Raw genomic sequence first — 26,003 nt, forward strand, 5'->3', positions numbered from 1 at the left:
AAATTATTTAATTTTTGCTCAAGGTTTCACTGTAAAAAGATGTGAAAAATTTTTCACACCTCTTATTTTTTTTTGCGTAATTTTTTACGCACCTCACCAAGCGATACCCAAAAAATATTGCTCAAGCTTCTTGGTACTAAATTTGCTTAACATCAAGTGACAGAATTTTTAAAAAATTAGGGAGGGGTTTGAATTAAAAATATTCTTAAATATGGATAAAACGAATTACTTATACAGTATAAAATCTTATCTCTTCTTATAAGCGGGAGGGGTAAAAAATGAATCAAAAAACATTAAGAATTTTGGAGCAAGAATTAAAAGAAAAAAGATCCATGATAAAAAAGGGCGGGGCCCCTAAATATCATGAAAGTAACGCCAAAAAAGGTAAAATGTTTGTCCGGGAGAGGCTGAAACTTTTATTGGATAAGGATACTTTTGTAGAGGACGGCCTGTGGGCAAACAATCTGGTCGAAGGGCTCCCTGCAGATGGGGTCGTCACCGGGGTAGGTAAAATTCACGGGCGGACAGTATGTGTTATGGCCAATGATTCTACCGTTAAAGCTGGTTCTTGGGGCTGGCGTACCGTGGAAAAGATAATCAGGATACAGGAAACTGCCATGGATATGAAAGTACCCATGCTTTATATAGTTGATTCAGCAGGTGCCAGGATTACTGACCAGGTTGAAATGTTTCCTGGAAGAAGAGGCGCGGGGCGTATTTTTTATAACGAGGTTCGTATGTCCGGCATGGTTCCGCAAATATGCCTCCTTTTCGGCCCTTCTGCTGCCGGCGGGGCGTATATACCTGCCTTTTGTGATGTGGTATTCATGGTGGAGGGAAATGCTAGCATGTACCTGGGGTCGCCCCGCATGGCGCAAATGGTAATTTATGAAAACGTTACCCTTGAAGAGATGGGCGGGGCTCGGATGCACTGCACCGTCAGCGGCTGCGGGGACTTGCTTTGCAGTTCGGAAAAAGAGGCCATTGAGGCCTGCAGGCGCTATCTAACCTACTTCCCGCAGAATTACAAAGAAAAGGTTCCGGTGGTGGAAGCTCTTCCCCCGGTGGAGGGAAGAGATATAGAAGATATAGTGCCCGTCAGGGAAAACCAGGCCTTTGATATGTATGAACTGATTTTCAGGTTAATTGATAAAGACAGCTGGTTTGAAATTAAAAAACTTTTCGCCCCTGAAATAATAACCGGCCTGGCCCGGTTAGGGGGGCGGACCATAGGCGTCCTGGCCAATCAATCCATGGTAAAGGGAGGAGTCCTCTTTGTGGATTCTGCCGATAAGGCCGCCCGGTTTATGAATTTGTGTGACGCGTTCAATATACCGTTGCTATTCCTGATGGACGTTCCCGGGTTCATGGTGGGCTCGGAGGTTGAGCGCCAGGGCATAATCCGGCACGGGGCCAAAATGATATCGGCCATGTCGGAGGCCACGGTGCCCAAGATTTCAGTGGTGGTGCGCAAGGCATACGGGGCCGGGCTGTACGCCATGTGCGGGCCGGCCTTTGAACCGGATTGTTGCATGGCCCTGCCCACCGCCCAGATTGCGGTAATGGGGCCGGAAGCGGCGGTTAATGCCGTTTACGAAAACAAGATCAAGGCCCTGCCGGAAGAAGAAAGACGGGCTTTTATTGAACAAAAGCGAGCCGAATACAAAAAAGACATAGATATTTACCGCCTGGCGTCAGAACTGGTTGTGGACGAAATAGTTAGCGGCGACAGGCTGCGGGAGGAACTCATTCGCCGGTTTGAGCTCTATGCCTCCAAGGAGCAAGCCTTCAGCGAGCGCAAGCACCCTGTTTACCCCGTATAGACGATTAGATTGCAATTGCAGCCAGCCAGTTTTAGAGGAAGGTGATGAAATGAATTATGAAACCGTAAAGTTAACCCGGGAGGGGCACATTGCCATTATTTCCTTTAACAGACCGGAGGCTTTAAATGCTCTTAGCACGCAAATGGCCAGGGACTTGCTGGCCATACTGGAAGAATTAGAGTTGGATAATGACGTCTTCTCAGCCGTACTTACCGCAGAGGGTGAAAGGGCTTTTTGTGTAGGTGCTGACTTGAAAGAAAGAAAAACCATGAGCAAGGATGATATGAAAAAGCAACGAGCGCTGTTTGTAAAGACATTTACCGCCGTTGCTCAATTTTCTAAACCCCTTGTGGCGGCGGTAAACGGCCATGCCCTGGGGGGAGGTTGTGAGTTCGCCCTGTGCTGCGATTTCATAATAGCATCGGAAAAAGCTACCTTTGGCCTGCCGGAGGTTTGTTTGGCCATTATCCCCGGCGGGGGCGGGACCCAGCTTTTGCCCCGGATAATAGGTCGCAATAGAGCTAAAGAATTAATTTTTACGGGGCGGCGTATTTCCGCCGAAGAAGCATATAAGCTGGGACTGGTCAATTATGTGGTGCCGCCGGAAGAGCTAAGGGAAAAAGCTGTAAAAATAATGGAAGAAATTAGCAAAAACGGGCCCATAGCCCTTCAACAGGCTAAACGTTCCATTAACCTGGGGCTGGAGCTTGACCTGAACACGGCCTTGGCCCTGGAGGCTGAATGTTATAATGTTTGTCTTGCCACTGAAGACAGGGACGAGGGATTAAGGGCATTTAATGAAAAGAGAAGGCCGGTTTATAAAGGGAGGTAGAATTAATGGCCACACTAAATTATCCTAAAAAGGTGGAAATTGGGGAGATTACTGTCCGGGACGGTTTTCAACACGAAGAAAAGTTCATTCCAACCAGGGCCAAGCTTTGGGTTCTGGAAGAACTTATCCTTGCCGGGTTTAAGCGTCTGGAAGTTACGAATTTTGGAAATCCCAAGGCTATGCCCCAATTTGCCGATGCAGAGGAATTATTCAAACTTATCCGTACCAGTAAACGGGTTAAGCACTTACTGGACGATGTGGAATTAACTGCCATCACCATTAATGAAAGGGCGGTGGACCGGGCCATTGAGGCTAAAAAGAATGGGTACGGCCCAGACCGCATCTTACAAATGGTTTCCACTTCCGAGCCCCACCAGTATAGGAACTCCGGCATGAGTCACAAAGAATACTGGGCCATGACCGAGCGTTGCATTAAAAAAGCCCATGATGCAGGAATAAAAGTAAACGGTACTATCAGTACCATTTGGGGCTGTCCCATAGCCGGTCCCACCGAATTGAAGGATGCGGTGGAATTTACCAAGCGTTACCTGGAAATTGGTGCCGATGATATCGAACATGCCGACCATGACGGTTCTGCGCCCCCAAACAAGGTATACGAATATTTCTCCATGATTTTGGATGCCATCCCCAATCCAGAATTGCACGTGGCCCATTTCCATGTCACCAGGGGGTGGGGGCTGGCCAACGTCCTTGCAGCCCTGCAGGCTGGGATCATTCGCTTTGAAAGTACAATGGGTGGTATTGGTGGCCAGCCGGCCAATTTCGTAGACGGCTGCCCGGTGGGCGGAACCGGCTCCTATTATTACCAAGATCCCAATATCGTGGGGCTGGTATCCACCGAGGACATGGTGGTTATGATGGATGAAATGGGAATTGACACCGGGGTAAATGTCGATCACGTTTTGAAGATAGGTCGAACAGTGGAAAGGATTTGTGGGCGCCGGCTCCGCAGCGAGTGTATCAAGTCCGGGCGCATTCCCAAAGGACCCACAGGATTCTAGGAGGAAAAAAATTGCAGTGGCCTGAAAAGGTTCTCATCCGAGAGGTGGGGCCCAGAGACGGGTTACAGAACGAAGAGAAATTTTTGCCCACGGAAAAGAAAATCAAATTGATAAAGACCCTGGCGCAAGCCGGGGTCACTGCCATTGAGGTTACTTCCTTCGTTAACCCGAAGGCCATCCCCCAGTTGAGGGATGCGGAGCAGGTACTGGAAGGTCTCGGTGGCATTTCTTCCCGGGTAAAGCTGAGTGCCTTAGTAGGAAACATAAGAGGGATGCAGCGGGCGCTGAATACTTCCATACAGGAAGCAGTGGTGGTGATTTCCGCCAGCGAGTCCCATAATCTGGCAAATATTAAAATGCCCGTTGCTCGGTCGTTAGATATTCTGAGAGATATAAGCCAATTGGCCCAAGGTAGTGGAATTAATCTTCGCGGTGCGGTAGCTACCTCCTTTGGCTGCCCCTACCAGGGAGAGGTAACTTTATCGGAAATTCAAAGGGTAGTTGAAGGAATGCTAACTTTTGGCATCAGGGAAATAACCCTTGCCGACACTGCGGGAATGGGGGAACCTCGCCAGGTGTACCATTTGCTAGTAGAATTAAAGGGATTGTACCCGGAAGTTATCTGGGCCCTCCACTTTCACGACAACCGGGGGCTGGGTCTGGCTAACACCGTTACCGGCCTTATGGCGGGGGTGACAATTCTGGAAAGTTCCGTAGGAGGGGCCGGGGGATGTCCCTTTATCCCCGGGGCAACTGGGAACGTGGCCACGGAAAACCTGGTGAACATGCTCCATCAAATGGGTATTTCTACCGGCATAAACCTGGAAGAGCTTTGTAGTTGTACCCGTTGGTTGGAGCGGGAATTGGGAAGAAAACTACCGGCGAAGATATGTGGTGGGTAATTATAAATAATAATGTAGTATGGGGGATTATAACTATTCAGGTATATTAGTGCACATATCAAACAACCTTATTATATCCAGGAAAGTACATGAACGCTAGGGTAAGGTTAAACATTTGCTAGGCTTGTCCCAGGGGCATATTCTGTGCATAACAAAATTTGTAAAGATATATTTTAAGGAGGGCTATAAATATGAGATTGCTGACAAACCCGGGTTTTGCCCCGGGTTTAACTTTACATTGCATATTTCAAGCTAAATTGCTTTTGCGAAAACTTTTGTATTATCCGAACCAGCAGTGGTAAAAAAGACGTGCTATGAAAAGTCAATAGGCTAAAGCAAAAAGATCTTTGACAATCACATAGGGTCCTGGTCACTCTTTACTGCCGGGTGGGGACCATTGATAATTCGGGTCATACGGTCGGTTATCTTTCCAGAGAGAGTAAATTAAATGCACAAGTCGTCTGGCAACTGCTCCGGTAGCAACGCTTGAATGCTTTCCCTGGCTGCGTTTTAACTCATAATAGGCCCTCAATTCCGGGTTAAAGCGGCGGGCTGAAACAGCGGCCAACCACAGACTGTTTCTCAACACAGGTGAACCGCGTTTAGACATGCGGTTGCGAGTGCCTTCAAACAGCCCTGATGCCCTTACTGAAGCATCTAAACCGGCATAGGCCACGAGAGTCCGGGCGTTGGGGAAGCGTGTAATATCGTCTACTTCTCCGATGATTGCAGCAGCTAGTACAGGACCGATACCAGGGATAGTTTCAATAACGTGGCGGTATGGAGTATCTTCGCTGGGGCGAAGCTCCTCCATAACCTCATTGATTGCATCCTCGATAACCTTTATCTGCTCCTCAATGAACTCAATTTGCTCAACCAGCAGGCGCAGCTGGAGCGTGAAAGCGTCCAGAGCCAGGGTAATGCCGAAGGTGCCTTTAGCCAGAGACTGAATCTTTCTAGCTCTTTCTTTACCGAGGCGGCCGCGGGAATGTTCTTTCAAGAAAGCGGATAACTCTGAAAGATCCATTTCGGTCAGAGCTTCCGGTTCGGGGCAAGATTTAAGCAGTTCTCTGGAAGTCCGGATAAAGACATCTGAGAAACAGCCGGGGTATTCTGGAAAGATCCGGTCGAGGATGCCCAGCACCCTGTTTTTAAGCCCACCGACCTGGCGAACGAACTCAAAACGGAGTCGAGAGAGTGTCTGCAATTTGAGAACCGTTTCGGAAGCAAGCTTTAGTTTAGGAGCACGTCCTAATCGCAGCAAGTCAGCAAGAAGCAGAGCATCCTTCTGGTCGGTCTTGGTTTTACGCACATAGAGATTACGCAAAGCATCTGACTGGATAGGGTTGATAACATGAAGCTGAAATCCCAGCTCACTGAGGTGGCAGTAGATAGGGAGCCAGTAGTGTCCGGTGGCCTCCAGGCAGAACTTAACGCCGTCAGGCTTGATACCCAGCCTTTCCAATGCCTGCAGAAGCTTATTCAATCCCCTCTGGCTGTTATCCATATGCATCTGCAGGACAACATCGCCAGCGTCATTGACGAAGCACACCTCATGGCGATACTTGGCCACATCAACACCACCGTAAATCATTTTTTGCATCCCCACTTTCACTGAATTCAGGCAGGGTTCCCGCAACCCTTACGAGCCACTCAACCTTGCTCGTAACTCGCGGCATACAGCAAGCTGTATCCACAACGTGCTCATTCGAGTCCTCTCGTATGGGCGGGGCTTCACTCTTTCAATCAGGACAGCTAAAGCTTCCTAAGGAGGGCGATCGAAGCCCCCTGCCTCTACGAGAATATTTATCCGAGTTGCCCCGGGATTCCTATGTGGTTGTCAGGGGTCAAGTCTATTGGCTTTGAGCTGACTAATCTAAACTCTATAGTACAAGGAGGGTTACCCCTCTTCCAGAGATAATTTGCCATCTTTTTCATATTCTGACAGGCAGCTGTCAATAAGCACTGCTCCATAACTTTTGCTCTACCCCTATAACGGGCATAGCGTAACCCGTGGAGTTCTTTGGCATCAGCAAAACTCCGCTCAACAGTTTCTTTTCTTCTTTTGTATAAGGCTTTCCCCCGCTCACTGAGGCGGTTCTGTCTTACCCAGTCTTTGCTATCTTCCCAAACGTGTCGAGTAATTACTTTAGTATAGCTTTTGGAATGGGTGCATTTAGATAAATATTTGCAGATTTTGCATATCCGGGGGTCTGAAACATATTCCCGGAACCCCTGGCGGTTGGTGGTACGGTAGGTAAGTTTCTGTTTGGCAGGACATATATAGCAGTCATTTTCCTTATCATATTTGAATTGCCATTTGTGAAATAAGCCTTTCTTAGGATGGTAACGTCGATGGGCTATAACAGCAAAAATATCTCTTTTTTGCAGTTCATGGCATATAGGCATGGTTAAATACCCGGCATCCAGGGCTACTGCTTCCACTTCAAAGCCAAAGCGCTTTATCTGACGGTCCAAACGGCCTATGTAAGGTGCAGAATCATGCACATTTCCGGGGGTAACATATACGTCGGTAATCAAGCTTAGCTTTCCATCAACCGTTACGTGGTTAAGGTAATAAAAACCCTGGGGTTTGCCGTCCCTAACCATGTAGCCACTTTCCGGGTCCGTGGTGCTCACCCGTATTTCTTTGTTTTTTTCAAGTTGTTCTTCTTTTGGTTTCAACGGCTTTTTTCCATGCTTTTTTCTATCATCCTCCACTGAATGCTCCAGTTCTTCCAAATAAGCTTGAGTTGAACGTTTCACTTTTTTGAGTGTGAATTTATTTTTGTTGGCATTGGCCTTTAAATGTGTAGAGTCCGTAAATAACTCTTTTCCATCTATTAGTCCTTTCTTAATTGCTTGCATAACTATTTCATCAAATATTTCCTGACAAATATTTGTGCCATTAAATCTACGCCGCCGGTTCTGGCTAATGGTGGAATGATGAGGAACTTTATCTGTTAGGGAAAGGCCCAAAAACCAACGGTAAGCTATGTTAACCTCTATTTCTTTAACCAGTTGCCGTTCAGATCTTATGCCAAAGAGGTAGCCAATAAAAAGCATTTTAAAAAGCATTACGGGATCTACACAAGGACGACCGTTATCCGGGCAATATAGGTGTTTGACCTTTTCTCTTATGAAGTTAAAGTCTATGAAGCGACTTATTTTCCTCAGCAAGTGATCTTCAGGTACCAGTTGTTCTAGGCAAACAAGTTCCAGTTGTCCTTGGCGGTACTCTGGTTTTTTTAACATGTTTGTTCGCTCCTAATTCTTATTTACTCAATTTTACCATAAAATAAAAGGCTGTTGACTTGTTTTTGTCAACAGCCTCATAAATATGGATGTATTTGCACCTATGGTCGGTAAGATAGTTTCGATTGATGTCAATAAGGGTGATCAAATTAAGGTAAATGATGCAGTTGCTACCATTGAAGCCATGAAAATGTACGTTAAAATATACGCTCCTGGAAATGGCACGGTTAAAGAAATAAAGGTAGCTCCTGGTGATGTGGTCACCCCTGATACCGTAGTTATGACTCTTGAATAAGGCGAAGGAAGAAACTCTTATTTCAATATTTTATTAATAGTTTTTGGCAGCTACCAATTTTATTACCTTGGGGGGTCTAACCCATTATTTACCCCCTGCTTGTTTTGGGTGGGGTCTTGTGGAGGTTTGCGGCTTACCCCACCCATGTTGTTTTGAATTTTTTGTTTGTTGTGAGTGAGCATAATGTTTCCCACTTTGCTTAAAAACTGGAAGCAGTAAGAACTGATTAATTATAATCCAAAAGTAAAAAATGAATTAACTAACCCGAGAGGTCCCTATCCCTAAAGAATAAGAGTGAAACGCGCCAGGTTGGTTTTCAAAAAGGACTGAACGAACCCCGCTATCCCTCCATGAAGGGCATCATGAAAGCCAAGAAAAAACCCATGGACAAAAAAACTCTGGAAAAAGGTTCATAAGTTAAGCTGCCGGAGTTCTCCCGGAAAGGAAGGCCTGTGCACCCTAACCCTCCTTTGGCTCTTTATATACCTGCGGAGGTTCCGGCAGCTTTTATTTTACTAGGGAGGGAATACGGTGGCTGAAGCTGTAATTGTCAGCTCGGTGCGAACTGCGGTAGGTAGATTTGGTGGAGCTCCCGGCAGTTGAATTGGGCAAGGAGATTATTAAAGAAGCCTTTCGCCGCGCTGGTATCAATGGCCAGTTGGTTGATGAAATTATTATGGGTAATGTGCCAAAGCAAATAGTTCGGCTTATGGCCGTGTAAAATTTCAGTAGGCACCAGAAGGAAATCAACCTCCTAGAAATAGAAATGAGACCTCACCCCAAAAACACTCCAACGGAAATTAAAGGAGGGCGAGGTCTCATGTTAAATATTCGCCACATAGTGGGGGCAGTCCTTCTATTCGGTTCTGGCCTAACTAAATTAATTGGCGAGTGCAAAGACTTTTATGAGCTTGAAAAAGGCATCCATGAGCTGTGCCAGGCAGTCTGCAACCAAATTTTCACCTGGGCCCTGGAACAGATCGATACCCGCCTGATGAATGAACGTGACCGGAGCACCTGGGAAGTGGTCGGCTTTCGGGCTAAAACAGCAGTAAGCACCTTTGGGGAATTTCTCTTCAAAAGGCGCCTGTACAGGAACAAAAAAACCGGGGAAACCAAATTCTTTTTAGACGAGCTGCTGGGCTGGCCAGCCCGGGCCAAGATCACCCCCCGTTTAAAAGAACTGGCCGTCAAACTAAGCACCGAACTTTCCTTTGCCCGTGCCGCCGAGATCTTAAACCACCTTGTTTCCGGCCTAAGTCCCATGACCGTCTGGCAGGCTACCCAAGAAGTGGGAGAAGTCTTGCAGCAAGAAGGAGAAGAAAAAAGGGCAGCGGTTTTTGAAAAGGGCGAAGCTCCCGGCGGGAAAGAGGTAACCCCGGAGCTGTGTATCGAAGCCGACGGAGTGATAATCCGCCTGCAGAAGACAAAAGAGAAAAGAGGAGAAATTAAGCATATGGTCGTCTACGAAGGGAAGGAACAAATTGGCCAAGGTCGCTTCGCCCTGAAAAACAAGCTTGTTTTAAGCAGCCTAAATGACGGTAAGGCAGCCTGGGAAGAAAACTATGCCGTAGCCGGGGGAAAATGGGACCTGAGCCAAACCGAAAGGATCTTCATCGGCGGCGACGGGGCAGACTGGTCCAAGCAGGGAATTGATTACTTTCCCGGCGCTGTGTATCGCTTAGACCCATACCACCTGAGCAGGCATTTAACCGAGGCCCTCTGGTACGACGAAGAAACCTACCGGAAGGTGGCCCTGGCCATTTCCCAGGGTAACTGGGAGGAGACCCAAAGAGTTCTTACGGAAGCAGCAAAAAACACCAGGGGCAACCGGAAGAAGAGGATCACCAAACTTCTGCATTATCTTGAGGAAAACTGGGCGGGGATCGCTGCCTCGCCGGGAGCAAAACGTTTGGGCACCATTGAAGGGCAGATTCAACACAACGTGGCCCGGCGGATGAAACGCCTGGGAGCCAGGTGGACAATCCCTGGAGGAGACCGGATGGCCCGTGTTTTGGCCGCTAAGGCAAACGGGGAGCTTGGCAATTATACTTTGCGCTGGCCGGTGAAACACCGGAAATTGAGAGAAATTGCGCAGTTAAAGCCAGTCGAAAAACAAAAAACAGAGGATGTGGAAAAATGGCTGCAGGCGTCTGTTCCGGCTTTAAAGGGTCCTTTTGCTGACCGGCTGTGGATTAAGTATGTTTTACGTGAACTTAGCCGTCCCAGCTTTTCTGCTCTTTTGTAAAAGCATGTTCCTTGGAGAGCCTTTGAGGTTTTCAGGCGGCGCCGGAGGGTAGCCTTGACAGCCGGGGTCCCCGCATGTGATAAAATGTACAAGCCGGCGGGGTATGCTAAAGTATGCAGCATGTTCCCCGGAGCCGCCCCGTCGGTACTGAAACTATATCACATGCGGGGTGGCTGTCAAGGCCGCCGCCGTAAAACTAATGTTTTAAGCGGTGAGGTCTCATGTTAAAAGATACCTACTGAATCTTGACACGGACTCGGCTTATTTTAATCTTGACTTCTGCCCGAATTTATTGCATAATAAAACACGGAACGGTTTGGGCGGGTAGTTCAGTGGGAGAACGTCTGCTTGACGCGCAGAAGGTCGTGGGTTCAATTCCCTCCCCGCCCACCAGTAAAATCAAGGGTTTTGGGGTTTTTGAACAGGCGACAATACACGTTTTGACAGCAATTTTACTGCAATGGGAATTAAAAACCCACCAGGTCGCTCTGGTGGGAAAGAAGGTTTTATTTTTTACCCGTCCTGGTGGGCGGTTTTTTCTTTGTTAAGGTTCAGCATATCGTTTAACTTGCTTGCTGCCTTTTTCTTTAAACCATCTGCCACGTGAGTATAAATGTCCAGGGTAATGCTGATTTTGGTATGCCCAAGAAGTTCCTGCACTATCTTGGGATGTTCGCCTGCCTCCAGCAGCAGCGTGGCAAAGGTATGTCTCAGGTTGTGAAAGCTGACATGCTCCAGCCCGGCTTTTTTAGAATTGCCTCGTACCGTTTGGTGAAGTTCCGCGGGTCCAGCGGCCTGCCGTCCTCCGTGCAGAATACCAGGCCGTTGTCCTGGTAAGCGGAGCCCAGGGCCAGCTTTTTCTGCGCCTGCCGGGCCTTGTGGGCCCTCAATTCCTTGAGAATATCCTCCGGCAGTGGTATACCTCTTTTGGCTTGTTTGGTTTTCGGTTCCTGGAAGACTAACTCCGTCTTTCGGGGGCCGTTTTGCTTTTGTATGCGGGATAATGTCTGCCGTACCCGGATAACCCCTGTTTCTAAATTCACATCATCCCACCGCAGGGCCAGAAGTTCACCGCGCCTTAACCCGGTGCCCAACTCTACCAAAAACGCCGTATATAACCGGTGGCTCCGGGCAACCTCCAGGAAGCGTTTCACTTCCTCCAGGGTTAGGGGGCGGATTTCCTTGTAGCGCAGCTTGGGCAGTTCCACCGCGTCAGCCACGTTGCGGGTAATAAGCTGTTCCTTCACGGCTTGCTTTAAAGCTCCGCTGATTACCTGGTGCATTAAGTGAATCATCCGGCTTGACAGGCCGCCGCTCCCGTCCACCCGGCCATTTTCAAGTTTACTGTTGTACAGCCGCTGTAAGTCGCTTGTCTGTAACTGCTGCAGGGGGATGTTTCCAATCGCCGGGATGATGTGCAGCCGGGCCGTGTTTGAGTAAAGGTTCCAGATGGAGGGCCTCAGCTTGGGTCTTTTGTAATCGTTCAGCCAGCGGGTAATCCACTCGCCGACGGTTACTTTGTGGGGCTCCACAAACGTCCCGGCCTGCATCTCCGCTTTGGCCTTGTCTATTTTTTCCTGCACTTCCCGCCGCGTTTTGCCATAGAATGTTTTCCGCTTTAGCTTACCGGTTGCGGGATCCCGCCCAATTGTCAGCTGCGCCATCCAGCGCCCGTCTTTACGTTTGGTTATTACCACAATTGCATGTATGCGCCCCTTCTTCGTGCGCCAGACAAATGCGTCAGCCATGCTATTACCTCCTTGTTGGTTACTCTATCGGGTTTAGAAAGGGGAGGGGCCGGGGCCCCGTCCCCTTGTTAGGCCACCAGGTTAAAACTTATATTTGCTCCGTAGTATCTGTACCGCTTGCCGGCTTCCGGGCCACCAGTGATGTTCTCAAGCCGGGCTTTAAGCTCCAGTCCCTTATCAAGTACCGGGGCCAGCACCCTGGCGTATTCTTTTTTCAGGTATCCCAGCTTATAACTGCCTTTACCCAGGACCTCCACCACCACGGCCACGGCGTTGGGGTCATGCTGGTTTTCCGGCTCTCGTACCAGGTGGATGACTATCTGCCCTTTTTGGTATTTTCTCAGCCGAGCCAGGGCCACCTGCCGGTTACCGTGGGTTATACCCCGGACCTTGGTAAAGTATGTACCCTGCTTAACCATTGCCCAGGCAGTTTTCGTGGCCTTGGGCCGGGGCTGCCCCAGCTGGTGCAGCCGGTTGGCTATGAGCATCACTGTCCGCCGCATTATCGTAAGTTTTTCCATTTATACCTGCCTCCCTCTAATCTTTAATAACTCTGATAAATCTTTGCTATTACTAAGATTATTATAACCATATTAAAGATAATAGTCAACAGGTTTGCAAAAATTTCTTTGAGTTTTTAAAGATTTTTTGTTACAATAAAAGAAACTTTTGAGAGGGGGCAGGGGTTAGGTGATTAGTTATAAGCCATTCCAAAAACTACTTATAGACCGGGATATTAAAAAACAGGACCTTATTAAAAAGGCAAATATCTCATGGGCAACTATGGCTAAACTAAACACAAACCAGTATGTTTCCCTGGAAGTGATAGACAGGTTGTGTAAAGCCCTCAACTGCCAACCAGGAGACTTGCTGGAGTATATCCCGGACAAAGAGGGAGAGGGGGAGGAAAATGCCTAAGCGCAGGTTTAAGGTTATCCTGGAGTGGAATGAAGAGGAGGGAGGATACACGGTAACGGTCCCGGCTTTGCCCGGCTGTATTACCGAAGGGGATACCATCCAGGAAGCCCTGGACAATGCCAGGGAGGCTATTTCCGGCTACCTGAAGGCGTTAAAGAAACAAGGCCGCCCGCTACCTGATAAGGATACGGAATTGTTCTTTGGTGAGGTTGAAGTTTCTGTATGATGTCCCCGCGCCTTCCCAGGGTGCCCGGCAAAGACGTGGTAAGGGCCCTTACAAGGGCCGGCTTCGTCCTGGTGGAGATAGAGGGCAGCCACCACTACCTGGAGCCCCCGGGCGGCGGGACCCTGGTTACCGTGCCGGTGCACGGGAAGAAAATCCTCAAGCCCAAAACCCTTAAAAGCATCTTAAAACAGGCCGGCCTTACGGTTGAAGAATTAATCAAGCTGCTTTAAGGCCGGTAATGCCGGGCTATTATTTTGTCCGGGCAGGGCAACTTCCAGGAAAATTTTCCTTCAGAAAAATAAAAATGCTTCGTACGAAGAACGCACGAAGCGGACAGCCGGCTGGAGTGGAAATATTAACCTGGTGGAAAATTTTCCACCGGTTCGGTTCTTTGTGTAACTGTTACCCCTGTTACTGTTACTTTTATCATTGTTACGGTTGTTACGTCCGGTAACGGCCTATATCCCTCTACCAAAACTTGCGGAAACATATGCGAAGCCGCCCGCCCGGTCTATGTCCACGGGCTGGTAAGGATTTAACCCGCCCCTTCCAGTGCGCGCACTTTTCGCGCACCTGCACAGTTTGTGCAGTTCGCGTTCGTTATTCTTCATGGGGTGATTTCGACAAATAGACCCCTGCAAAACGAACAGCCAGGGCCCTTATAGCTTACTCCTTAAATTACCTTTAAACCTAGTAATCACAAGGCTTTTAGCCATTCCGGTACCCATTGCGGTACCGGCTTTTTGTTACGTTTCGCTCCACTTATTCCGGAATATAGCGCAAATTGCGACGCATTTTCCGAAACAAAGCGAAACACTTTTGCCCCTTTTCGCTCTTTTTAGTGCGTGAAAATGCGTGTTTTTTCGCTACCGCCTCTTTTTCCAGGGCGGCATTACCGCACCCCGGGAGACTTCCACTGCCGCGTTAAGGCTCATGCTAACCGGGCCAACGGTTAATCCCTGAATGGTAAATTCCCGCGGATACCACGGACAAACAATAACAGCCGTTTTACCGTCCTCCAGCCAGCCGTCAAAATACAATTCAAGCTCTCCACAAAAAGGGCATACCAGGGACCTATTTCTTAAACGACAGGATTTAAATGTAAAAGATTCTTAGCGGTTGTTATAGGTTATTGACATCCTTCAAAATTGCCAGTCCCAAAAGGATTAAAAAGGCCAGACTTGTAATTTTATCAATAAGATTTATATATATTTTTTTATTATCCGGTGAAGTTGAGGGGGAGCTTTCAGCAAAAAATTTAAGAAAATCTTCTAATGGCCCGGCAACTATGATGGCCATGGATATATACAGGGGAGCGGTTTTATTTTCTGTAATGTAAAAATAAATGGAAGAAGCAATTACAGAAGTTCCTAAAAGGTAATTTAGAAAGTGCAAGGCCTTCATGATGTCCAATTTAATTCACTCCCGTATAAAAAATATGACTTATCTTTATCATATTCTGGACCCGGTGTTATTGTCCGAAGCATTGATATGCCAATATATTAGACCACCAGGAAGCTTCTTCTGGTGGCCTTATGATTTTTTATAATAAATTTTTTTCTGGTTTTTGAGGAATTTTTACATTTAGGGTATTTTCGGGTGATATTCAGGGGGTGGATCACATTATTAACAGGGCGGAAAATAACCTTACGGCAAAGGTTTTTGTAACCTTGTTTAATTCTGTCGAGTTATCCCCAAGGGCATTAATTTTTTTGGGTTTGGAAAAGAGGGAGCGTGATGATGCAAGGATAGAATTATTTTGGAAGGGGTTTCGTGATTATGCCGTTGAACACAAGGATTGCCGGGAAAAATTTCTTGAAGAGTATAGGAAAATAATTCCCGGGATACGAAATGCGCTAAAGGGCACAAGGTTACACATTCGGGATAACTTTTATACCGCCCATAACAGGGATAAACTTTTTAATGAATTGCGCAATACGGAAATAGATGCCGTCATTTTTACCCGGGACAGGATATATATAGGAGAGGCGAAGCGAAAGGAAAAATTGGGCTTTAACGGGAGGAATATATTAGCCCACCAGATTATAAGACAGAGGGTAATGGTGGAAATATTAAAAGCCCTCACCGGCGATAAGCGGGAAGTTGTGCCATTTGTTGTATGTGACCGGAGTAAAATGAGGTCCATAGGGCGGATGGAACAGGTAAAGGCCCTGGAAATTTTGGACGGCAGGGTGCCGCACATCACTTGCTGGCAGGATGTTCTGGAACGGGCCCGGGGAGCGCCGGGTATAGAAAATTTACGAAGGGAAGTGGAGGTAATCTTAAGTGCCGATTAAAGTCACATTGTTTTTAAAGCCGGGCCCAAAAAATAAAGAACAATACATATAAGCAAGAATATTCCTACCAGCTTTATGGTTTTAGTGCGATTATCCCGCTTTCTTTTTTGCAGTTCCCTTTGGCGAAGTAGTTCTTTTTTTTCCGGGGATATATAATTTAGACTTTTTAACTTTTTATGCCTGCGGGGCTTGAATTCTATTACTTTCCCGTTATTTTGGGTCATAAAAAACACTTCCTGAGGGTTTTTGTAATATATTCAACGGAAAAAAGGTTTTTCCTCTCCAATTCCCAGACGATCTTTAAACCTTTCCTTGAAAAGATATGATGGTGGAAACACTGGTTTATGGCAGTCATTTTACTAACTGTGCCGGCATAATCTTCCATAGAAGTTCAGTGTAAAATTTAATTATTATCCAAGTAATTAAAAAGTAATTATATATTATGAAAATATGGAAGTTGTATCTAAAATGGGCTGGGAAATTTAATATGAGTTGTTCTCAATTAACATAGATTTTTTTCTAAAACGGTGTTATAACCCTTGTCTAATCCTTTAGCATTCAAAAACAAAAAATTTTTTTCCCTGGGAGTAATAAAATTATTTGCTAGCATTGTAGAGTTACGTTTGGCTTATACTTGTATCACAATCTCCTCCAAAGAAATTTTATTTTTTTACAGGGGAGTGAGCAGGCCGTGACTGAAAGTATTATTATTGGCGCTACCCGGCATATGGATATTTTGCATGAGCGGCTATGTGAGGAATTCAAACCGCTGGCAAAGGAAGGGCTTCGATTTAATTTGGAAAAAAATCCAGCCGGGAAGTTTACTTTTCTGGCCTGCCATTTTTTTAATTCTGAAGTAAATCGAGGCAAAAAGAATATTCGTTCCTTATACTTAAAAAATGTGGTCAATGCTATTTGTGAGATAATACTAAACCACTGGAAAAAAGTTATTTTAGAAGAAATTATTAGGGAAACTTATTATTATTTCAATGCTGAAGAGCGGGATATCATTCTGTTAAATGCCCTGGAATACATATCCGGTAACGAAATAGTAGCTAAAGATTTATTACGCTTTAAATACAAAAGAAAAATTTTAAATGAGCTATATGAATTTCTTAATTCCAATAATTATATTATTATTGACGGCTTTATCCGGTTTCGTTTAAAGGATTATATAAACGACCTGTACGAAGCGGCGGAACAGGCTGTGGATGATTTCTTGATGGAAAGGGAGTACAAGGAGTTTATCCAGCTTTTAAAATACTTTGTCGACATTCAGGATCCTCGGGTGGATTGTGTGAATGTGGTATTAGAATCCGAAGAGGTTTTTAAATTATACAACGAAAAGGGTGAACTCATTGACAGTGATTGTATGGAAGGATTTATAGCGGATTTTATAGGTGGTGGGATTAATTATGAGGACCTTTTAATAAGCTCCCTTATTACCATTGCCCCCAATGAAATTATTTTCCACTTTAATACGGATAATAAGCATAAAACTGCAGTAGATATGATAAGCAAGATTTTTTCCGGCAGGGTAAGGCAGTGTGAAGGCTGTTCCCTTTGTAAAAAAGGCGATAACTAAGGCGGGATTATCCCCGCCTTTTGATTTGCAGGATATTATGTAATAAAGTTAGAAAATTAAAACATAGATGTTCCGGGGGATGGGGTGAGTTCAGCTGAATATAAAGCAACTAGAAACTTTTTTGTTAGTGGCACAACTGAAAAGTTTTACTAAGGCAGCCTCCCAGCTTTCTTTAAGCCAACCGGCTGTTAGTTCGCAAATAAAGGCACTGGAGGAAGATTTACAAATATCCCTTTTTGAGCGCAATGAGCGCGGGGTAGTTTTAACGGAGGCCGGGCGCTTTTTATATACTGAAGCCAGCCAGCTAATAAGAAATTACCATAAAATTAAGGCATCCTTAGACGAATTGCGGGGTCTTAAAACCGGTCACTTATTGCTGGGGGCCAGTACCGTTCCTGGAGAGTGCTTGTTACCTCAGCTTATAGGAGGATTCAGGGAAAAATATCCAGGGATCAGGGTGAGTTTACGGGTGGGAAATAGTGATACTGTAGCCGGCTGGCTAAAAGAAAAGGAAGTAGATTTTGGATTATTAGGAAATGTAGTTGAGGACAGGGGGGTAGAATCTACCCCATGGGTGGATGACCCTCTGGTGGTAGTGACGCCGCCCTGGCATCCCGTGGCGGGACAGGAAGTTTCAATAAAAGATATAATGCGAGAGCCTTTTATCGTACGGGAACCGGGTTCGGCAACCCGGGCCGTAATGGAGCAGAGGCTTTTAGAGAACAATATCTTGCTGGATGAATTTCCTAACGTCCTTGAGTTAGGTAGTAATCAAGCAATAATAAATGCTGTGCGGGCAGGTTTGGGAGTGGGTGTGATATCCTGGTGGACTGCCAGGGACTGGCTGGATAATGGTTTATTGGAGAAGATAAATATTTCCGGCCTGGAGATGCGTCATAAATTATATGTAGCCTGGAGCAGGCAAAAAAACGAAGGGCTTGCCTCTGCAGCCTTCCGCAGCTTTATTTTGAATAAGGATATTTACCGTAGGTTTTTACAGGTACCAAATTCGTCTTAAGTTTAGAAGAGGAACCTTAAAAAGGCTCCTCTTACCAAACGTGCTTCTCGATAAAAGGATTAATATTTACTTTTTTCTTTATAATGGGTATGCAGAAGCTCATGGGACTTGTGTCCCAGCGGCTCTCCCAGGAATTCTTTGTAAAGTATTTGAACTGCCGGGTTTTCATGGGATTTTCTTATCTTTAATTGCTCGTCCGCCCTGTATATGCCGGCAATTCTTTTTTCTCTTATTTCTATATTTGTGGGGATGGGCTGTCCGCCCCCACCGATGCAGCCGCCGGGACAGGCCATTATCTCCACAAAGTGATATTGTTCCCCTTCTTTAATGGCATCAAGGAGTTGTCTGGCATTTCCGAGGCCGTGGGCTACTGCAACCCGCAGGGTTGTGTCGCCCAAGTTAACTTCAGCTTCTTTGATTCCTCTGAGGCCCCTTACTTCTTTGAAATTAATATCCGGTAATTCCTGACCGGTAACCAGTTCATAGGCGGTTCGCAAGGCTGCCTCCATTACTCCACCTGTAGCTCCAAAAATTACTCCGGCCCCGGTGGAAATACCCATGGGGTCATCATAGGGCTCTTCCGGTAGTACAGGTAGATTTATACCTGCCTGCTTGAACATGCGGGCCAATTCCCTGGTAGTTAGTACCACATCTACATCTTTATACCCGCTGGCTCTCATTTCCGGGCGCTCTGCCTCAAATTTTTTCGCCGTGCAGGGCATTACGGAGACACAAAATATTTTTGCAGGATCAATTCCGGCCTTAGTTGCGTAATATGTCTTGGCCAGTGCTCCAAACATTTGTTGAGGGGACTTGCAGGTAGAAAGATTATCCAGCAATTCCGGGTAAAAATGTTCTATAAAGTTAATCCACCCGGGGCTGCATGAAGTTAATAAGGGGAGTTTGCCCCCGTTATTTAACCGGCTGATTAATTCATTTCCTTCTTCAATTATAGTTACGTCAGCAGTAAAATCAGTATCAAACACTTTATCAAATCCCAGGCGTTTCAGGCCGGCCACCAGTTGTCCGGTAACCACGCTACCCGGCTCCAGCCCGAACTCTTCTCCTATGGCCACCCTTACAGCCGGAGCCGTTTGGACAATAACATGGGTGTCCGGGTCAGCCAATGCAGACCAAACTTCTTCACACTGGTCTTTTTCATGAATGGCTGCCGTGGGGCAGACCAGGGCACACTGCCCGCAGGCGACACAGAGGGTGTCCCCCAGGGGTTCCAGAAAGGCAGGGGCTACAATGGTATTAAATCCCCTTTCTTGGGCAGCTATGGCTGATACCGTTTGAGTGGTCTCACAGATACTAATACACCGCCTGCACAGTATGCACTTGCCCGGATCCCGAACCAGAGACGGGCTGGAGCTATCAGCTTCATAGGGGGGCATTTCTCCGGAATATTCTATTTCACGGATTCCCATCTCGCTGGCCAGGTTTTGCAGCTCGCAATTGGTGTTGCGAGTGCAGGTAAGGCATTCCATGCGGTGGTTGGAAAGAATGAGTTCCAGGTTCATTTTCCGGGCCTCGAGAACAGCCCGGCTGTTGGTGATAACTTCCATGCCGTCCGCCGCCGGGGTAACACATGCCGCCTGCAAGGTGCGGGTGCCTTTTACTTCTACCAGGCAAAGACGGCAGGCGCCTACTTCATTTATTTCCTCCAAAAAGCAAAGGGTGGGGATTTTTATGCCTGCCTTCTCTGCCGCTTTTAAAAGGCTGGTTCCGGCTTCCACTTCTACCCGCTTGTTGTCTATGGTCAATGTAACCAAAGGCATTATATCCCTCCAGTAAAACCTGTTTAAAGGTTTATTACAGCATTGAATTTACATTTTTCCTTGCATGTTCCGCATTTAGCGCACAATTGCAGGTTAATGATATGTGGCTTCCTTTTTTCACCGCTGATTGCTTCGGACGGGCAGACCTTGCTGCACAGCCCGCACCCGGTGCACTTGTTGGGGTCAATGTAGTAGGAGACCAGGGCCCGGCAAACCCCTGCGGGGCATTTTTTATCTTTTATGTGGGCCTCATATTCGTGGCGGAAGTGGCGAATGGTACTCAGCACCGGATTGGGGGCTGTTTGGCCTAAACCGCAGAGGGCTGAATTTTTGATGCCAAAAGCCAGTTTTTCCAGCCGCTCAATATCTCCCTCACGCCCTTGTCCCTCAATTATACGTTCCAATATTTCCAGCATTCGCTTGGTGCCCACCCGGCAGGGAGAACATTTGCCGCATGATTCATCTTGGACAAATTCAAGGAAAAACCTGGCCAGGTCCACCATACAGGTATCTTCATCCACAACAATCATCCCGCCGGAGCCCATGATTGCCCCCAGCTGGGTTAGGGACTCATAATCTACCGGGGTATCCAGGTATTCGGCGGGTATACAGCCCCCTGAGGGCCCGCCTGTTTGAATTGCCTTTAACCGTTTTCCACCGGGGATTCCCCCGCCGATTTCATAAATGATTTCCCTGAGAGTGGTACCCATGGGCACCTCCACCAGGCCGGTGTTATTTATCTTACCTGCCAGGGCAAAAACTTTGGTCCCCTTGCTTTTTTCGGTTCCGATACTATTAAACCACTGGGGGCCGTTTAGAATAATGGGCGGGATGTTGGCCCATGTTTCTACATTGTTAATTACGGTGGGCTTGCCCCAGAGCCCGGCCTGGGCCGGAAACGGAGGTCGCGGCCTGGGCTCGCCCCGGCGCCCTTCAATTGAGGCCAGAAGGGCGGTTTCCTCACCACAAACAAAGGCTCCCGCACCTACACGGATATCTATGTTAAAGCTAAAGCCGGTACCAAAAATGTTCTCTCCCAACAGGCCGTATTCCCTGGCCTTGCGGATGGCTATCTCCAGGCGTTCTACGGCCAGGGGATATTCGGCCCTGACGTAGATATAGCCCTGGTTGGAGCCAATGGAGTAGCCGCAAATGGCCATGGCCTCCAGCACAGTATGGGGATCGCCTTCCAGTATACTTCTGTCCATAAAGGCCCCGGGATCGCCCTCGTCGGCATTGCATACCACGTATTTAGGGTAGCCTTCGGCTTTTGCCGTAAATTCCCACTTTACGCCAGTGGGGAAGCCGGCTCCTCCCCGTCCCCTCAGTCCGGATGTTTTTATACAGTCAATTACTTCTTCAGGAGTCATCCTGGAAAGAACTTTTCCCAGTGCTTTATAACCGTCACGGGCAATATATTCCTCAACCGATTCCGGATTTATTAAGCCGGTATTGCGCAGGGCTATGCGGGTTTGCCGTTTAAAAAAGTCCATATCTTCCAGGTTTACGGCAGCCTGTCCATTTTCACTATCCTTTTGAGTAAGGCGTTTCACAATTTTACCCTTCAAAAGGTGCTGGTCTACTATTTCCGCGGTATCCTCGGGGGTTAATTTACGGTAAAAAGTACCTTCGGGGTAGACCACCATCACCGGGCCCAAGTCGCAGGGCCCCATGCAACCGGTTTCTACCACCATAATTTCGTTTTCTAGTCCTCTTTTTACAATATTTGTCTTGAGTGCCGACTGTACCGCTTTGCAGTCGGAGGATATACATCCGGCTCCGGCACAAACAAGTACGTGTGACCGGTAAGTCTCCATGTGGCTACCCTCCTTAATCCTTTATTGTCCATTTTTTAACTATCTGACCGTTTAATAAATGATCGGAAACTATACGTTTAATTTTTTCCTCGTCCACATTAATGTAGGTAACTTTTTCCTGGCCCGGGTAATCAACCTGAACTACGGGCTCGTACTGGCAAAGTCCCAGGCAGCTGGTTTGGGTTACCAGAACATCGTTGACATTTTGGTTATTTAGTTCTGTCAACAGTGTTTTCATAACCTGCCGGGCCCCGGCGGCAATACCACATGTTCCCATGCCGACGGCTATTACAGTACTACCTTTTCCTTCCCTAACTTTCATTTGCTTTTTTAATTTCTCCCGTAGCTTTTCCAACTCTTCCAGAGATTTCACTCACAGAACCCCCTCTCAGGGAATTTATTCTTTTTTGCACGTAACCCTCAACCCATACCAGTACCGCCGGTGTATTCAACGGCACACCGGCGAGAAAATCCTTTAACTCCTTGGTACTAAAGTTGAAAATTTTATTATTAAAAATATGGCGGTAAGTAATATTTACATCACTGGTGGTGGCCATAAGAACGGAAATAGTTTCCCCTATGTTGCCCAGCGGAGGCCGGTCGATATGATGGTAGGAGAAACTGGCTTTAATTTCAGTTCCTTTTTCGGGAACTGAAGATATTTTGAGATCACCGCCGCACCTTTGTGTAGCGGCGTGAAGCAAGGGAATACCCAATCCTATACGTTTTCCTTTGCCGGAATAAAAAGGATCCGTTACCCGGAGAATATCTCCGGGCACCATACCTGCACCATTATCGTAAACGAAGAACTCCAGCCGGTCGTTTTCAGGTTTTTCTTCTACCGAAATGTTTATTATAGTTGCTCCTGCTTCCAGGGAGTTCCTGGCTATGTCCAAAATGTGCTGGGCAATTTCTTCCAAAACCGGTCACTCCCGCTTTAATGAATGACCTTTATTCATAAGCATTTAAAATTTCCATTACTTTGTCAGGCTTTTGTCGCCCGTATACATCTTCATCAACAGTCATCACCGGGCCCAGGCCGCAGGCCCCCAGGCACCTGACCACATCCAGAGAGAATTTTCCGTCACTGGTAGTGCTCCCCGGCCTGAGATCCAAATCTTGATGTAACCGGTTAAGCAGTTGTTTTGCCCCGCGAACGTAGCAAGCCGTTCCGGCGCACACGGAAATTTTATGCCTGCCCTTGGGCTTGGTGGTAAAAAGGGAATAAAATGAAACCACTCCGTAAATGGTGGCCAGGGGTATATCCAATCCATTGGCTATCCTGACTTGAACTTCCCGGGGAAGATAGCCGATTAATTGCTGGGCCTTATGCAAAACTTGAATGAGTGCCCCGGGCTCGTTTTTATACTCATCGATTATTTTGTCAAGTTGGCGGTACTGTTCCTCATTAATTGCAGTGGCACACTGGCAATTATTTTTGCTCAATTCATTTACCCTCCCATCTCTATTAATTGCCTTTCGGTTAATTGGCCGGGCTTTGTCTTTGTTATCACCTCCAACAACAGATAATCAAGAAAAAAAATTATATTTTGAAAATTACTTAGCAAGAATCGCCGGTAATACGGTACCTTTTGAATAATTGATAGATTTTTCCGGCAGCGGTGAAGGTGTCCAGGGGAGTGGAGAAAAGCGGGATCCCTTCCTGTTCGGCTGTTTCTATAACGTCCCGGTCCGGGAGGCGTCCTCCGGTAATAATAACCCCGCTTAATCCTGCCAGGCTCGCAACGGCGATTACATTGCGGTGTTTTTGGATAGTCAGCCAAAGTTGCCCCGGCTTGGCTTTAGCAAGTACGTCACTGAGTAAGTCTCCACAGTAAGCGCCTTGTATTGAATCCTTTTCGATATATAGGGAAGTAAGTGATGTTAATTCAAGTGCGGAGCTGATATCATTCCAGAGGGACATCGCGTTTTTCCTCCTCCGCTGCGTCTTTTCTGCCCATGGCCGGGGGCGGTTTATGTGCCAGCTCAACCATTTCTTTGGCCAGGTCCCGTAATTTTTCTCGTAGTTTAAAGACACAATAGGTTTTTTGGGCATATCCTCTGACAATATCTTCTGCCAGTGCCTTACAATTGGGCGAGCCGCAGGAGCCGCAGTCCAATCCTGGAAGTTCCTGGACAATCTTTTCCACGTCAGATAGCATTTGAATGGCTTTAGTCACATCGTTGGAGAGCTGCATTACCGGGCGGGGATTAATGGGTTTGTCAAGGTACCATTCTTCATTAATTGATGGTACTTTAACCGGATTTTTATCTGCCAGCAAGCTGTTCAGGTTTTCCATGCGCACCCGGGATACAAACGGGTTTTGGGGTACAAGAGGCCCTCCAATACATCCACCGGTACATGCCTGGGCCTCCACATAATTAATATCCGTTAGTTCTCCCCGCTCTATTTCTTCCAGGACGCTTATTACGTTGTGGATTCCGTCAACCGCCAGTGAAAAGCCCCCTTCTATGGCGCGGTTTTCCCCTCCTGATTTTCCCCATCCAATTCCCCGGGGAGTGGAATAAAAGGGCAGGGGAGGGGCTTTAATCCGGTCCAGTTTATGGAGCAGATTACCGTATATTGAGGACATGGAAATTGCCCCGTCCACTTCAGATTTTGTACCGAAGGGCTGTTTAACTGCCGTTACTTTTGCCGGGCAAGGGGTGATAAAAAATATACCTATTTTTTCCGGTGCCACATTGAATTTGCGGGCCTTTTCCTTCCTGGCTATCCGGGCGGCCACTTCCATGGGTGTTTCTACAGGAATTATCTGGTCAAGCAGTCCCGGAAAGCGTACTTGCATCAGCCTGACCACGGCCGGGCAGGCGGACGATATATAGGGCTTGCGAGGTGCACTGCGCAGGAATTTGCTGATCATATCCGATACGATTTCCGCTGCCACGGCCACTTCAAAGACATCGTCAAACCCGATTTCAATAAGGGCACGAAGTACATGGCCGGGCATTATCTCCGGCTTAAACTGGGCATACAGGGAAGGTGCGGGAAGGGCTATGGATACCTGGTAATCTTTTATTTTTTGCAAGTCATCAGTAAGAGCAATCTTGGCGTGATTGGGGCAGATACGAATGCACTCGCCGCAATCTATACAGCGCTCCTCTATGATCCGGGCACGACCTTTACGTACTCTTATTGCCTCTGTGGGGCACCTTTTAATGCAATTAGTGCAGCCTTTACAATTTTCCTCATCCAGTCTTACCGAGTGGAAGTATTTTTGCACTAATTACCACCACTTTTTTGCTTATTGGCTTTTGGGGTGTAAATTATGGCTTTAAGCCGAGTTCCTTTATTAACGGTGGAGTCTATTTTTAATTCGTGTGAGAATTTTTTTATATTGGGCAACCCCATTCCAGCCCCGAAGCCCATTTCCCGGATATGGGGCGGTGCCGTGGAATAACCTTCCTGCATGGCCAGGGAAATGTCGGGTATGCCCGGGCCCTCATCCCTGGCTTCGATTATGATACGATGAGGTGAAATGTCGGCTGTTAAAATTCCCCGGTAAGCGTGGATAACGATATTGAGCTCGGCTTCATAGGTAACAATCAGGGCTTGCCTTATGGTATCGTATTCCATGCCGATCATTTGTAAAGTTTGTTTTAACCGGCTGGCTGCTTCGCCTGCCCGGGAAAAATCCATACCTTTAATGTTAAAGCGCAATTGCATGTTGAATTATCACTCCGCCCTAGGAGCTTCGCAGCCCGGCCTGGAATAGAAGGCCGCAGCTCTCAAAGAGAAAGCGGTTTGTTACCATTACGGGAAGTTCCCTTTCTCTGGAAGCTTGAACAATTTCCGGGCCCGGATTTTTGCCCCTTACGAAAACTATAGCCCGCGCTTTGACCATTTCAGCAACTTTAATAATTTGAATGTTGGTAAGGCCGGTAAGTAAAAGACAGCCGGGCCTGGAAAAACAAAGGGAATCGCTTATTAAATCGCAGGCAAACCCTGAGTTAACCTCAATGTCCAGCATATCTTCTCCGTACAGAATTTCGGCCTCTAAAATGCGCTTTATTTCAGATAGAGTAATGGTTGCTCACCCCATAAATATTTTTTTTGACTAATCCCTAACTTTAATAAATATTTATTATTGCTAGCCATAAAGACTCTTTATAACAGAATAATATCTTTTTTCCGAAAGTCAATAAAATTTTTGCTAATTAGTCATAAAATCTATTCGAGTGGTCAATTCGGGAGCTGAATGGTTGATATAAGGGTTA

29 protein-coding genes, 1 tRNA gene and 3 pseudogenes are annotated in these 26,003 nt (G+C 46.9%); 16 read left to right on the forward strand and 17 right to left on the reverse strand.

Annotated elements, in window-relative coordinates; translation table 11 throughout:
- The first annotated feature begins 278 nt into the window (after window positions 1-278).
- From ACX4JR_RS04655 to ACX4JR_RS04670, 4 genes are read left to right on the forward strand one after another with little or no spacing between them, the layout of a single operon-like run.
- Window positions 279-1,823 (forward strand): acyl-CoA carboxylase subunit beta, encoded by a 1,545-nt coding sequence (locus ACX4JR_RS04655; RefSeq protein WP_476059875.1) that lies wholly within the window; start codon window positions 279-281, stop codon window positions 1,821-1,823.
- Between the two features lie 49 nt (window positions 1,824-1,872).
- Complete coding sequence (locus ACX4JR_RS04660; protein WP_476059876.1) at window positions 1,873-2,655, forward strand: enoyl-CoA hydratase-related protein; 783 nt, start codon at window positions 1,873-1,875, stop codon at window positions 2,653-2,655.
- A gap of 5 nt (window positions 2,656-2,660) precedes the next feature.
- Window positions 2,661-3,677 carry a beta/alpha barrel domain-containing protein gene (locus tag ACX4JR_RS04665; protein WP_476059877.1) on the forward strand — a complete coding sequence of 339 codons (1,017 nt, stop codon included), beginning with the start codon at window positions 2,661-2,663 and terminating at the stop codon, window positions 3,675-3,677.
- A gap of 11 nt (window positions 3,678-3,688) precedes the next feature.
- The gene (locus tag ACX4JR_RS04670) at window positions 3,689-4,579 is read left to right on the forward strand and encodes a hydroxymethylglutaryl-CoA lyase (RefSeq protein WP_476059878.1); all 891 of its coding nucleotides are present in this window, start codon (window positions 3,689-3,691) and stop codon (window positions 4,577-4,579) included.
- Window positions 4,580-4,949: 370 nt separating this feature from the next.
- Here the strand turns inward: ACX4JR_RS04670 and ACX4JR_RS04675 are convergent, their stop codons facing one another.
- Both ACX4JR_RS04675 and ACX4JR_RS04680 read right to left on the reverse strand, forming a co-directional pair.
- A complete protein-coding gene (locus tag ACX4JR_RS04675; RefSeq protein ID WP_476059472.1) occupies window positions 4,950-6,173 on the reverse strand; it encodes an IS110 family RNA-guided transposase in 1,224 nt (407 codons plus the stop codon).
- 212 nt (window positions 6,174-6,385) lie between these two features.
- Entirely contained in the window at window positions 6,386-7,834 is a 1,449-nt protein-coding gene (locus ACX4JR_RS04680; RefSeq protein WP_476059879.1) for an IS1182 family transposase, read from the reverse strand.
- Between the two features lie 103 nt (window positions 7,835-7,937).
- On the opposite strand from ACX4JR_RS04680, the gene ACX4JR_RS04685 reads away from it, so the two are divergent.
- The 6 genes and pseudogenes from ACX4JR_RS04685 to ACX4JR_RS04710 all read left to right on the forward strand — a co-directional run bounded on the left by ACX4JR_RS04685 (window position 7,938) and on the right by ACX4JR_RS04710 (window position 10,770).
- Complete coding sequence (locus ACX4JR_RS04685; RefSeq protein ID WP_476059880.1) at window positions 7,938-8,129, forward strand: biotin/lipoyl-containing protein; 192 nt, start codon at window positions 7,938-7,940, stop codon at window positions 8,127-8,129.
- A gap of 317 nt (window positions 8,130-8,446) precedes the next feature.
- Window positions 8,447-8,530 (forward strand): annotated as a pseudogene (locus ACX4JR_RS04690) (electron transfer flavoprotein subunit beta); the annotation flags it as partial.
- Between the two features lie 130 nt (window positions 8,531-8,660).
- Window positions 8,661-8,817, forward strand: a pseudogene (locus ACX4JR_RS04695) (thiolase family protein); the annotation flags it as partial.
- A 132-nt stretch (window positions 8,818-8,949) separates the two neighbouring features.
- On the forward strand, window positions 8,950-10,377 hold the full coding sequence (locus tag ACX4JR_RS04700) for an ISLre2 family transposase (protein WP_476057840.1): 1,428 nt from the start codon (window positions 8,950-8,952) through the stop codon (window positions 10,375-10,377).
- A 54-nt stretch (window positions 10,378-10,431) separates the two neighbouring features.
- Window positions 10,432-10,605 carry a hypothetical protein gene (locus tag ACX4JR_RS04705; RefSeq protein WP_476057841.1) on the forward strand — a complete coding sequence of 58 codons (174 nt, stop codon included), beginning with the start codon at window positions 10,432-10,434 and terminating at the stop codon, window positions 10,603-10,605.
- A 90-nt stretch (window positions 10,606-10,695) separates the two neighbouring features.
- Window positions 10,696-10,770: transfer RNA gene (locus tag ACX4JR_RS04710), tRNA-Val, on the forward strand.
- Between the two features lie 120 nt (window positions 10,771-10,890).
- Here the strand turns inward: ACX4JR_RS04710 and ACX4JR_RS04715 are convergent.
- Window positions 10,891-12,125 (reverse strand): annotated as a pseudogene (locus ACX4JR_RS04715) (tyrosine-type recombinase/integrase).
- Between the two features lie 68 nt (window positions 12,126-12,193).
- Window positions 12,194-12,646, reverse strand: a complete 453-nt coding sequence (locus ACX4JR_RS04720; protein WP_476059881.1) for an HIRAN domain-containing protein — start codon at window positions 12,644-12,646, stop codon at window positions 12,194-12,196.
- Between the two features lie 169 nt (window positions 12,647-12,815).
- On the opposite strand from ACX4JR_RS04720, the gene ACX4JR_RS04725 reads away from it, so the two are divergent.
- Genes ACX4JR_RS04725 through ACX4JR_RS04735 form a run of 3 tightly spaced genes read left to right on the forward strand, consistent with a single transcriptional unit; the run spans window position 12,816 to window position 13,499 of the window.
- Window positions 12,816-13,043, forward strand: coding sequence for a helix-turn-helix domain-containing protein (locus tag ACX4JR_RS04725; protein WP_476059882.1), 228 nt, complete (start codon window positions 12,816-12,818; stop codon window positions 13,041-13,043).
- Entirely contained in the window at window positions 13,036-13,269 is a 234-nt protein-coding gene (locus tag ACX4JR_RS04730) for a type II toxin-antitoxin system HicB family antitoxin (RefSeq protein WP_476059883.1), read from the forward strand. Before ACX4JR_RS04725 ends, ACX4JR_RS04730 begins: the two co-directional genes overlap by 8 nt.
- Window positions 13,266-13,499, forward strand: coding sequence for a type II toxin-antitoxin system HicA family toxin (locus ACX4JR_RS04735; RefSeq protein WP_476059884.1), 234 nt, complete (start codon window positions 13,266-13,268; stop codon window positions 13,497-13,499). Before ACX4JR_RS04730 ends, ACX4JR_RS04735 begins: the two co-directional genes overlap by 4 nt.
- 228 nt (window positions 13,500-13,727) lie before the next feature.
- Here ACX4JR_RS04735 and ACX4JR_RS04740 read toward each other — a convergent pair whose 3' ends face one another.
- From ACX4JR_RS04740 to ACX4JR_RS04750, 3 genes are all read right to left on the reverse strand, one after another.
- On the reverse strand, window positions 13,728-13,880 hold the full coding sequence (locus tag ACX4JR_RS04740) for a hypothetical protein (protein WP_476059885.1): 153 nt from the start codon (window positions 13,878-13,880) through the stop codon (window positions 13,728-13,730).
- Window positions 13,881-14,135: 255 nt separating this feature from the next.
- Entirely contained in the window at window positions 14,136-14,309 is a 174-nt protein-coding gene (locus ACX4JR_RS04745) for a hypothetical protein (RefSeq protein ID WP_476059886.1), read from the reverse strand.
- 82 nt (window positions 14,310-14,391) lie between these two features.
- Window positions 14,392-14,682: a hypothetical protein gene (locus ACX4JR_RS04750; protein WP_476059887.1), complete on the reverse strand. Its 291-nt coding sequence runs from the start codon at window positions 14,680-14,682 to the stop codon at window positions 14,392-14,394.
- 299 nt (window positions 14,683-14,981) lie between these two features.
- Between ACX4JR_RS04750 and ACX4JR_RS04755 the strand changes: the two genes are divergently transcribed.
- The gene (locus tag ACX4JR_RS04755) at window positions 14,982-15,566 is read left to right on the forward strand and encodes a hypothetical protein (RefSeq protein ID WP_476059888.1); all 585 of its coding nucleotides are present in this window, start codon (window positions 14,982-14,984) and stop codon (window positions 15,564-15,566) included.
- A 2-nt stretch (window positions 15,567-15,568) separates the two neighbouring features.
- On the opposite strand, the gene ACX4JR_RS04760 is transcribed toward ACX4JR_RS04755, so the two are convergent.
- Window positions 15,569-15,790: a hypothetical protein gene (locus ACX4JR_RS04760; protein WP_476059889.1), complete on the reverse strand. Its 222-nt coding sequence runs from the start codon at window positions 15,788-15,790 to the stop codon at window positions 15,569-15,571.
- A gap of 467 nt (window positions 15,791-16,257) precedes the next feature.
- Between ACX4JR_RS04760 and ytxC the strand changes: the two genes are divergently transcribed.
- Window positions 16,258-17,151 carry a putative sporulation protein YtxC gene (gene ytxC / locus ACX4JR_RS04765; protein WP_476059890.1) on the forward strand — a complete coding sequence of 298 codons (894 nt, stop codon included), beginning with the start codon at window positions 16,258-16,260 and terminating at the stop codon, window positions 17,149-17,151.
- A gap of 100 nt (window positions 17,152-17,251) precedes the next feature.
- Complete coding sequence (locus tag ACX4JR_RS04770) at window positions 17,252-18,169, forward strand: selenium metabolism-associated LysR family transcriptional regulator (RefSeq protein ID WP_476060472.1); 918 nt, start codon at window positions 17,252-17,254, stop codon at window positions 18,167-18,169.
- A gap of 59 nt (window positions 18,170-18,228) precedes the next feature.
- On the opposite strand, the gene ACX4JR_RS04775 is transcribed toward ACX4JR_RS04770, so the two are convergent.
- The 9 genes from ACX4JR_RS04775 to ACX4JR_RS04815 form a co-directional block, all read right to left on the reverse strand.
- The gene (locus ACX4JR_RS04775) at window positions 18,229-19,950 is read right to left on the reverse strand and encodes an NADH-dependent [FeFe] hydrogenase, group A6 (RefSeq protein WP_476059891.1); all 1,722 of its coding nucleotides are present in this window, start codon (window positions 19,948-19,950) and stop codon (window positions 18,229-18,231) included.
- Between the two features lie 23 nt (window positions 19,951-19,973).
- Window positions 19,974-21,767 carry an NADH-quinone oxidoreductase subunit NuoF gene (gene nuoF, locus ACX4JR_RS04780; RefSeq protein ID WP_476059892.1) on the reverse strand — a complete coding sequence of 598 codons (1,794 nt, stop codon included), beginning with the start codon at window positions 21,765-21,767 and terminating at the stop codon, window positions 19,974-19,976.
- A gap of 13 nt (window positions 21,768-21,780) precedes the next feature.
- Entirely contained in the window at window positions 21,781-22,140 is a 360-nt protein-coding gene (locus ACX4JR_RS04785; RefSeq protein WP_476059893.1) for a (2Fe-2S) ferredoxin domain-containing protein, read from the reverse strand.
- The gene (locus ACX4JR_RS04790; protein ID WP_476059894.1) at window positions 22,079-22,687 is read right to left on the reverse strand and encodes an ATP-binding protein; all 609 of its coding nucleotides are present in this window, start codon (window positions 22,685-22,687) and stop codon (window positions 22,079-22,081) included. Before ACX4JR_RS04790 ends, ACX4JR_RS04785 begins: the two co-directional genes overlap by 62 nt.
- Window positions 22,688-22,718: 31 nt before the next feature.
- Window positions 22,719-23,213, reverse strand: a complete 495-nt coding sequence (locus tag ACX4JR_RS04795) for an NADH-quinone oxidoreductase subunit NuoE family protein (protein WP_476059895.1) — start codon at window positions 23,211-23,213, stop codon at window positions 22,719-22,721.
- Between the two features lie 115 nt (window positions 23,214-23,328).
- Window positions 23,329-23,691 carry a DRTGG domain-containing protein gene (locus ACX4JR_RS04800; protein WP_476059896.1) on the reverse strand — a complete coding sequence of 121 codons (363 nt, stop codon included), beginning with the start codon at window positions 23,689-23,691 and terminating at the stop codon, window positions 23,329-23,331.
- A complete protein-coding gene (locus ACX4JR_RS04805) occupies window positions 23,675-25,009 on the reverse strand; it encodes a [Fe-Fe] hydrogenase large subunit C-terminal domain-containing protein (RefSeq protein ID WP_476059897.1) in 1,335 nt (444 codons plus the stop codon). The genes ACX4JR_RS04800 and ACX4JR_RS04805 overlap by 17 nt, the downstream gene beginning before the upstream one ends.
- Complete coding sequence (locus ACX4JR_RS04810) at window positions 25,009-25,452, reverse strand: ATP-binding protein (protein WP_476059898.1); 444 nt, start codon at window positions 25,450-25,452, stop codon at window positions 25,009-25,011. Before ACX4JR_RS04810 ends, ACX4JR_RS04805 begins: the two co-directional genes overlap by 1 nt.
- 19 nt (window positions 25,453-25,471) lie before the next feature.
- Window positions 25,472-25,813 carry a DRTGG domain-containing protein gene (locus ACX4JR_RS04815; protein WP_476060473.1) on the reverse strand — a complete coding sequence of 114 codons (342 nt, stop codon included), beginning with the start codon at window positions 25,811-25,813 and terminating at the stop codon, window positions 25,472-25,474.
- Window positions 25,814-26,003 lie beyond the last annotated feature (190 nt).

It is taken from the genome of Desulfofundulus sp. JL263-se (assembly GCF_056316025.1).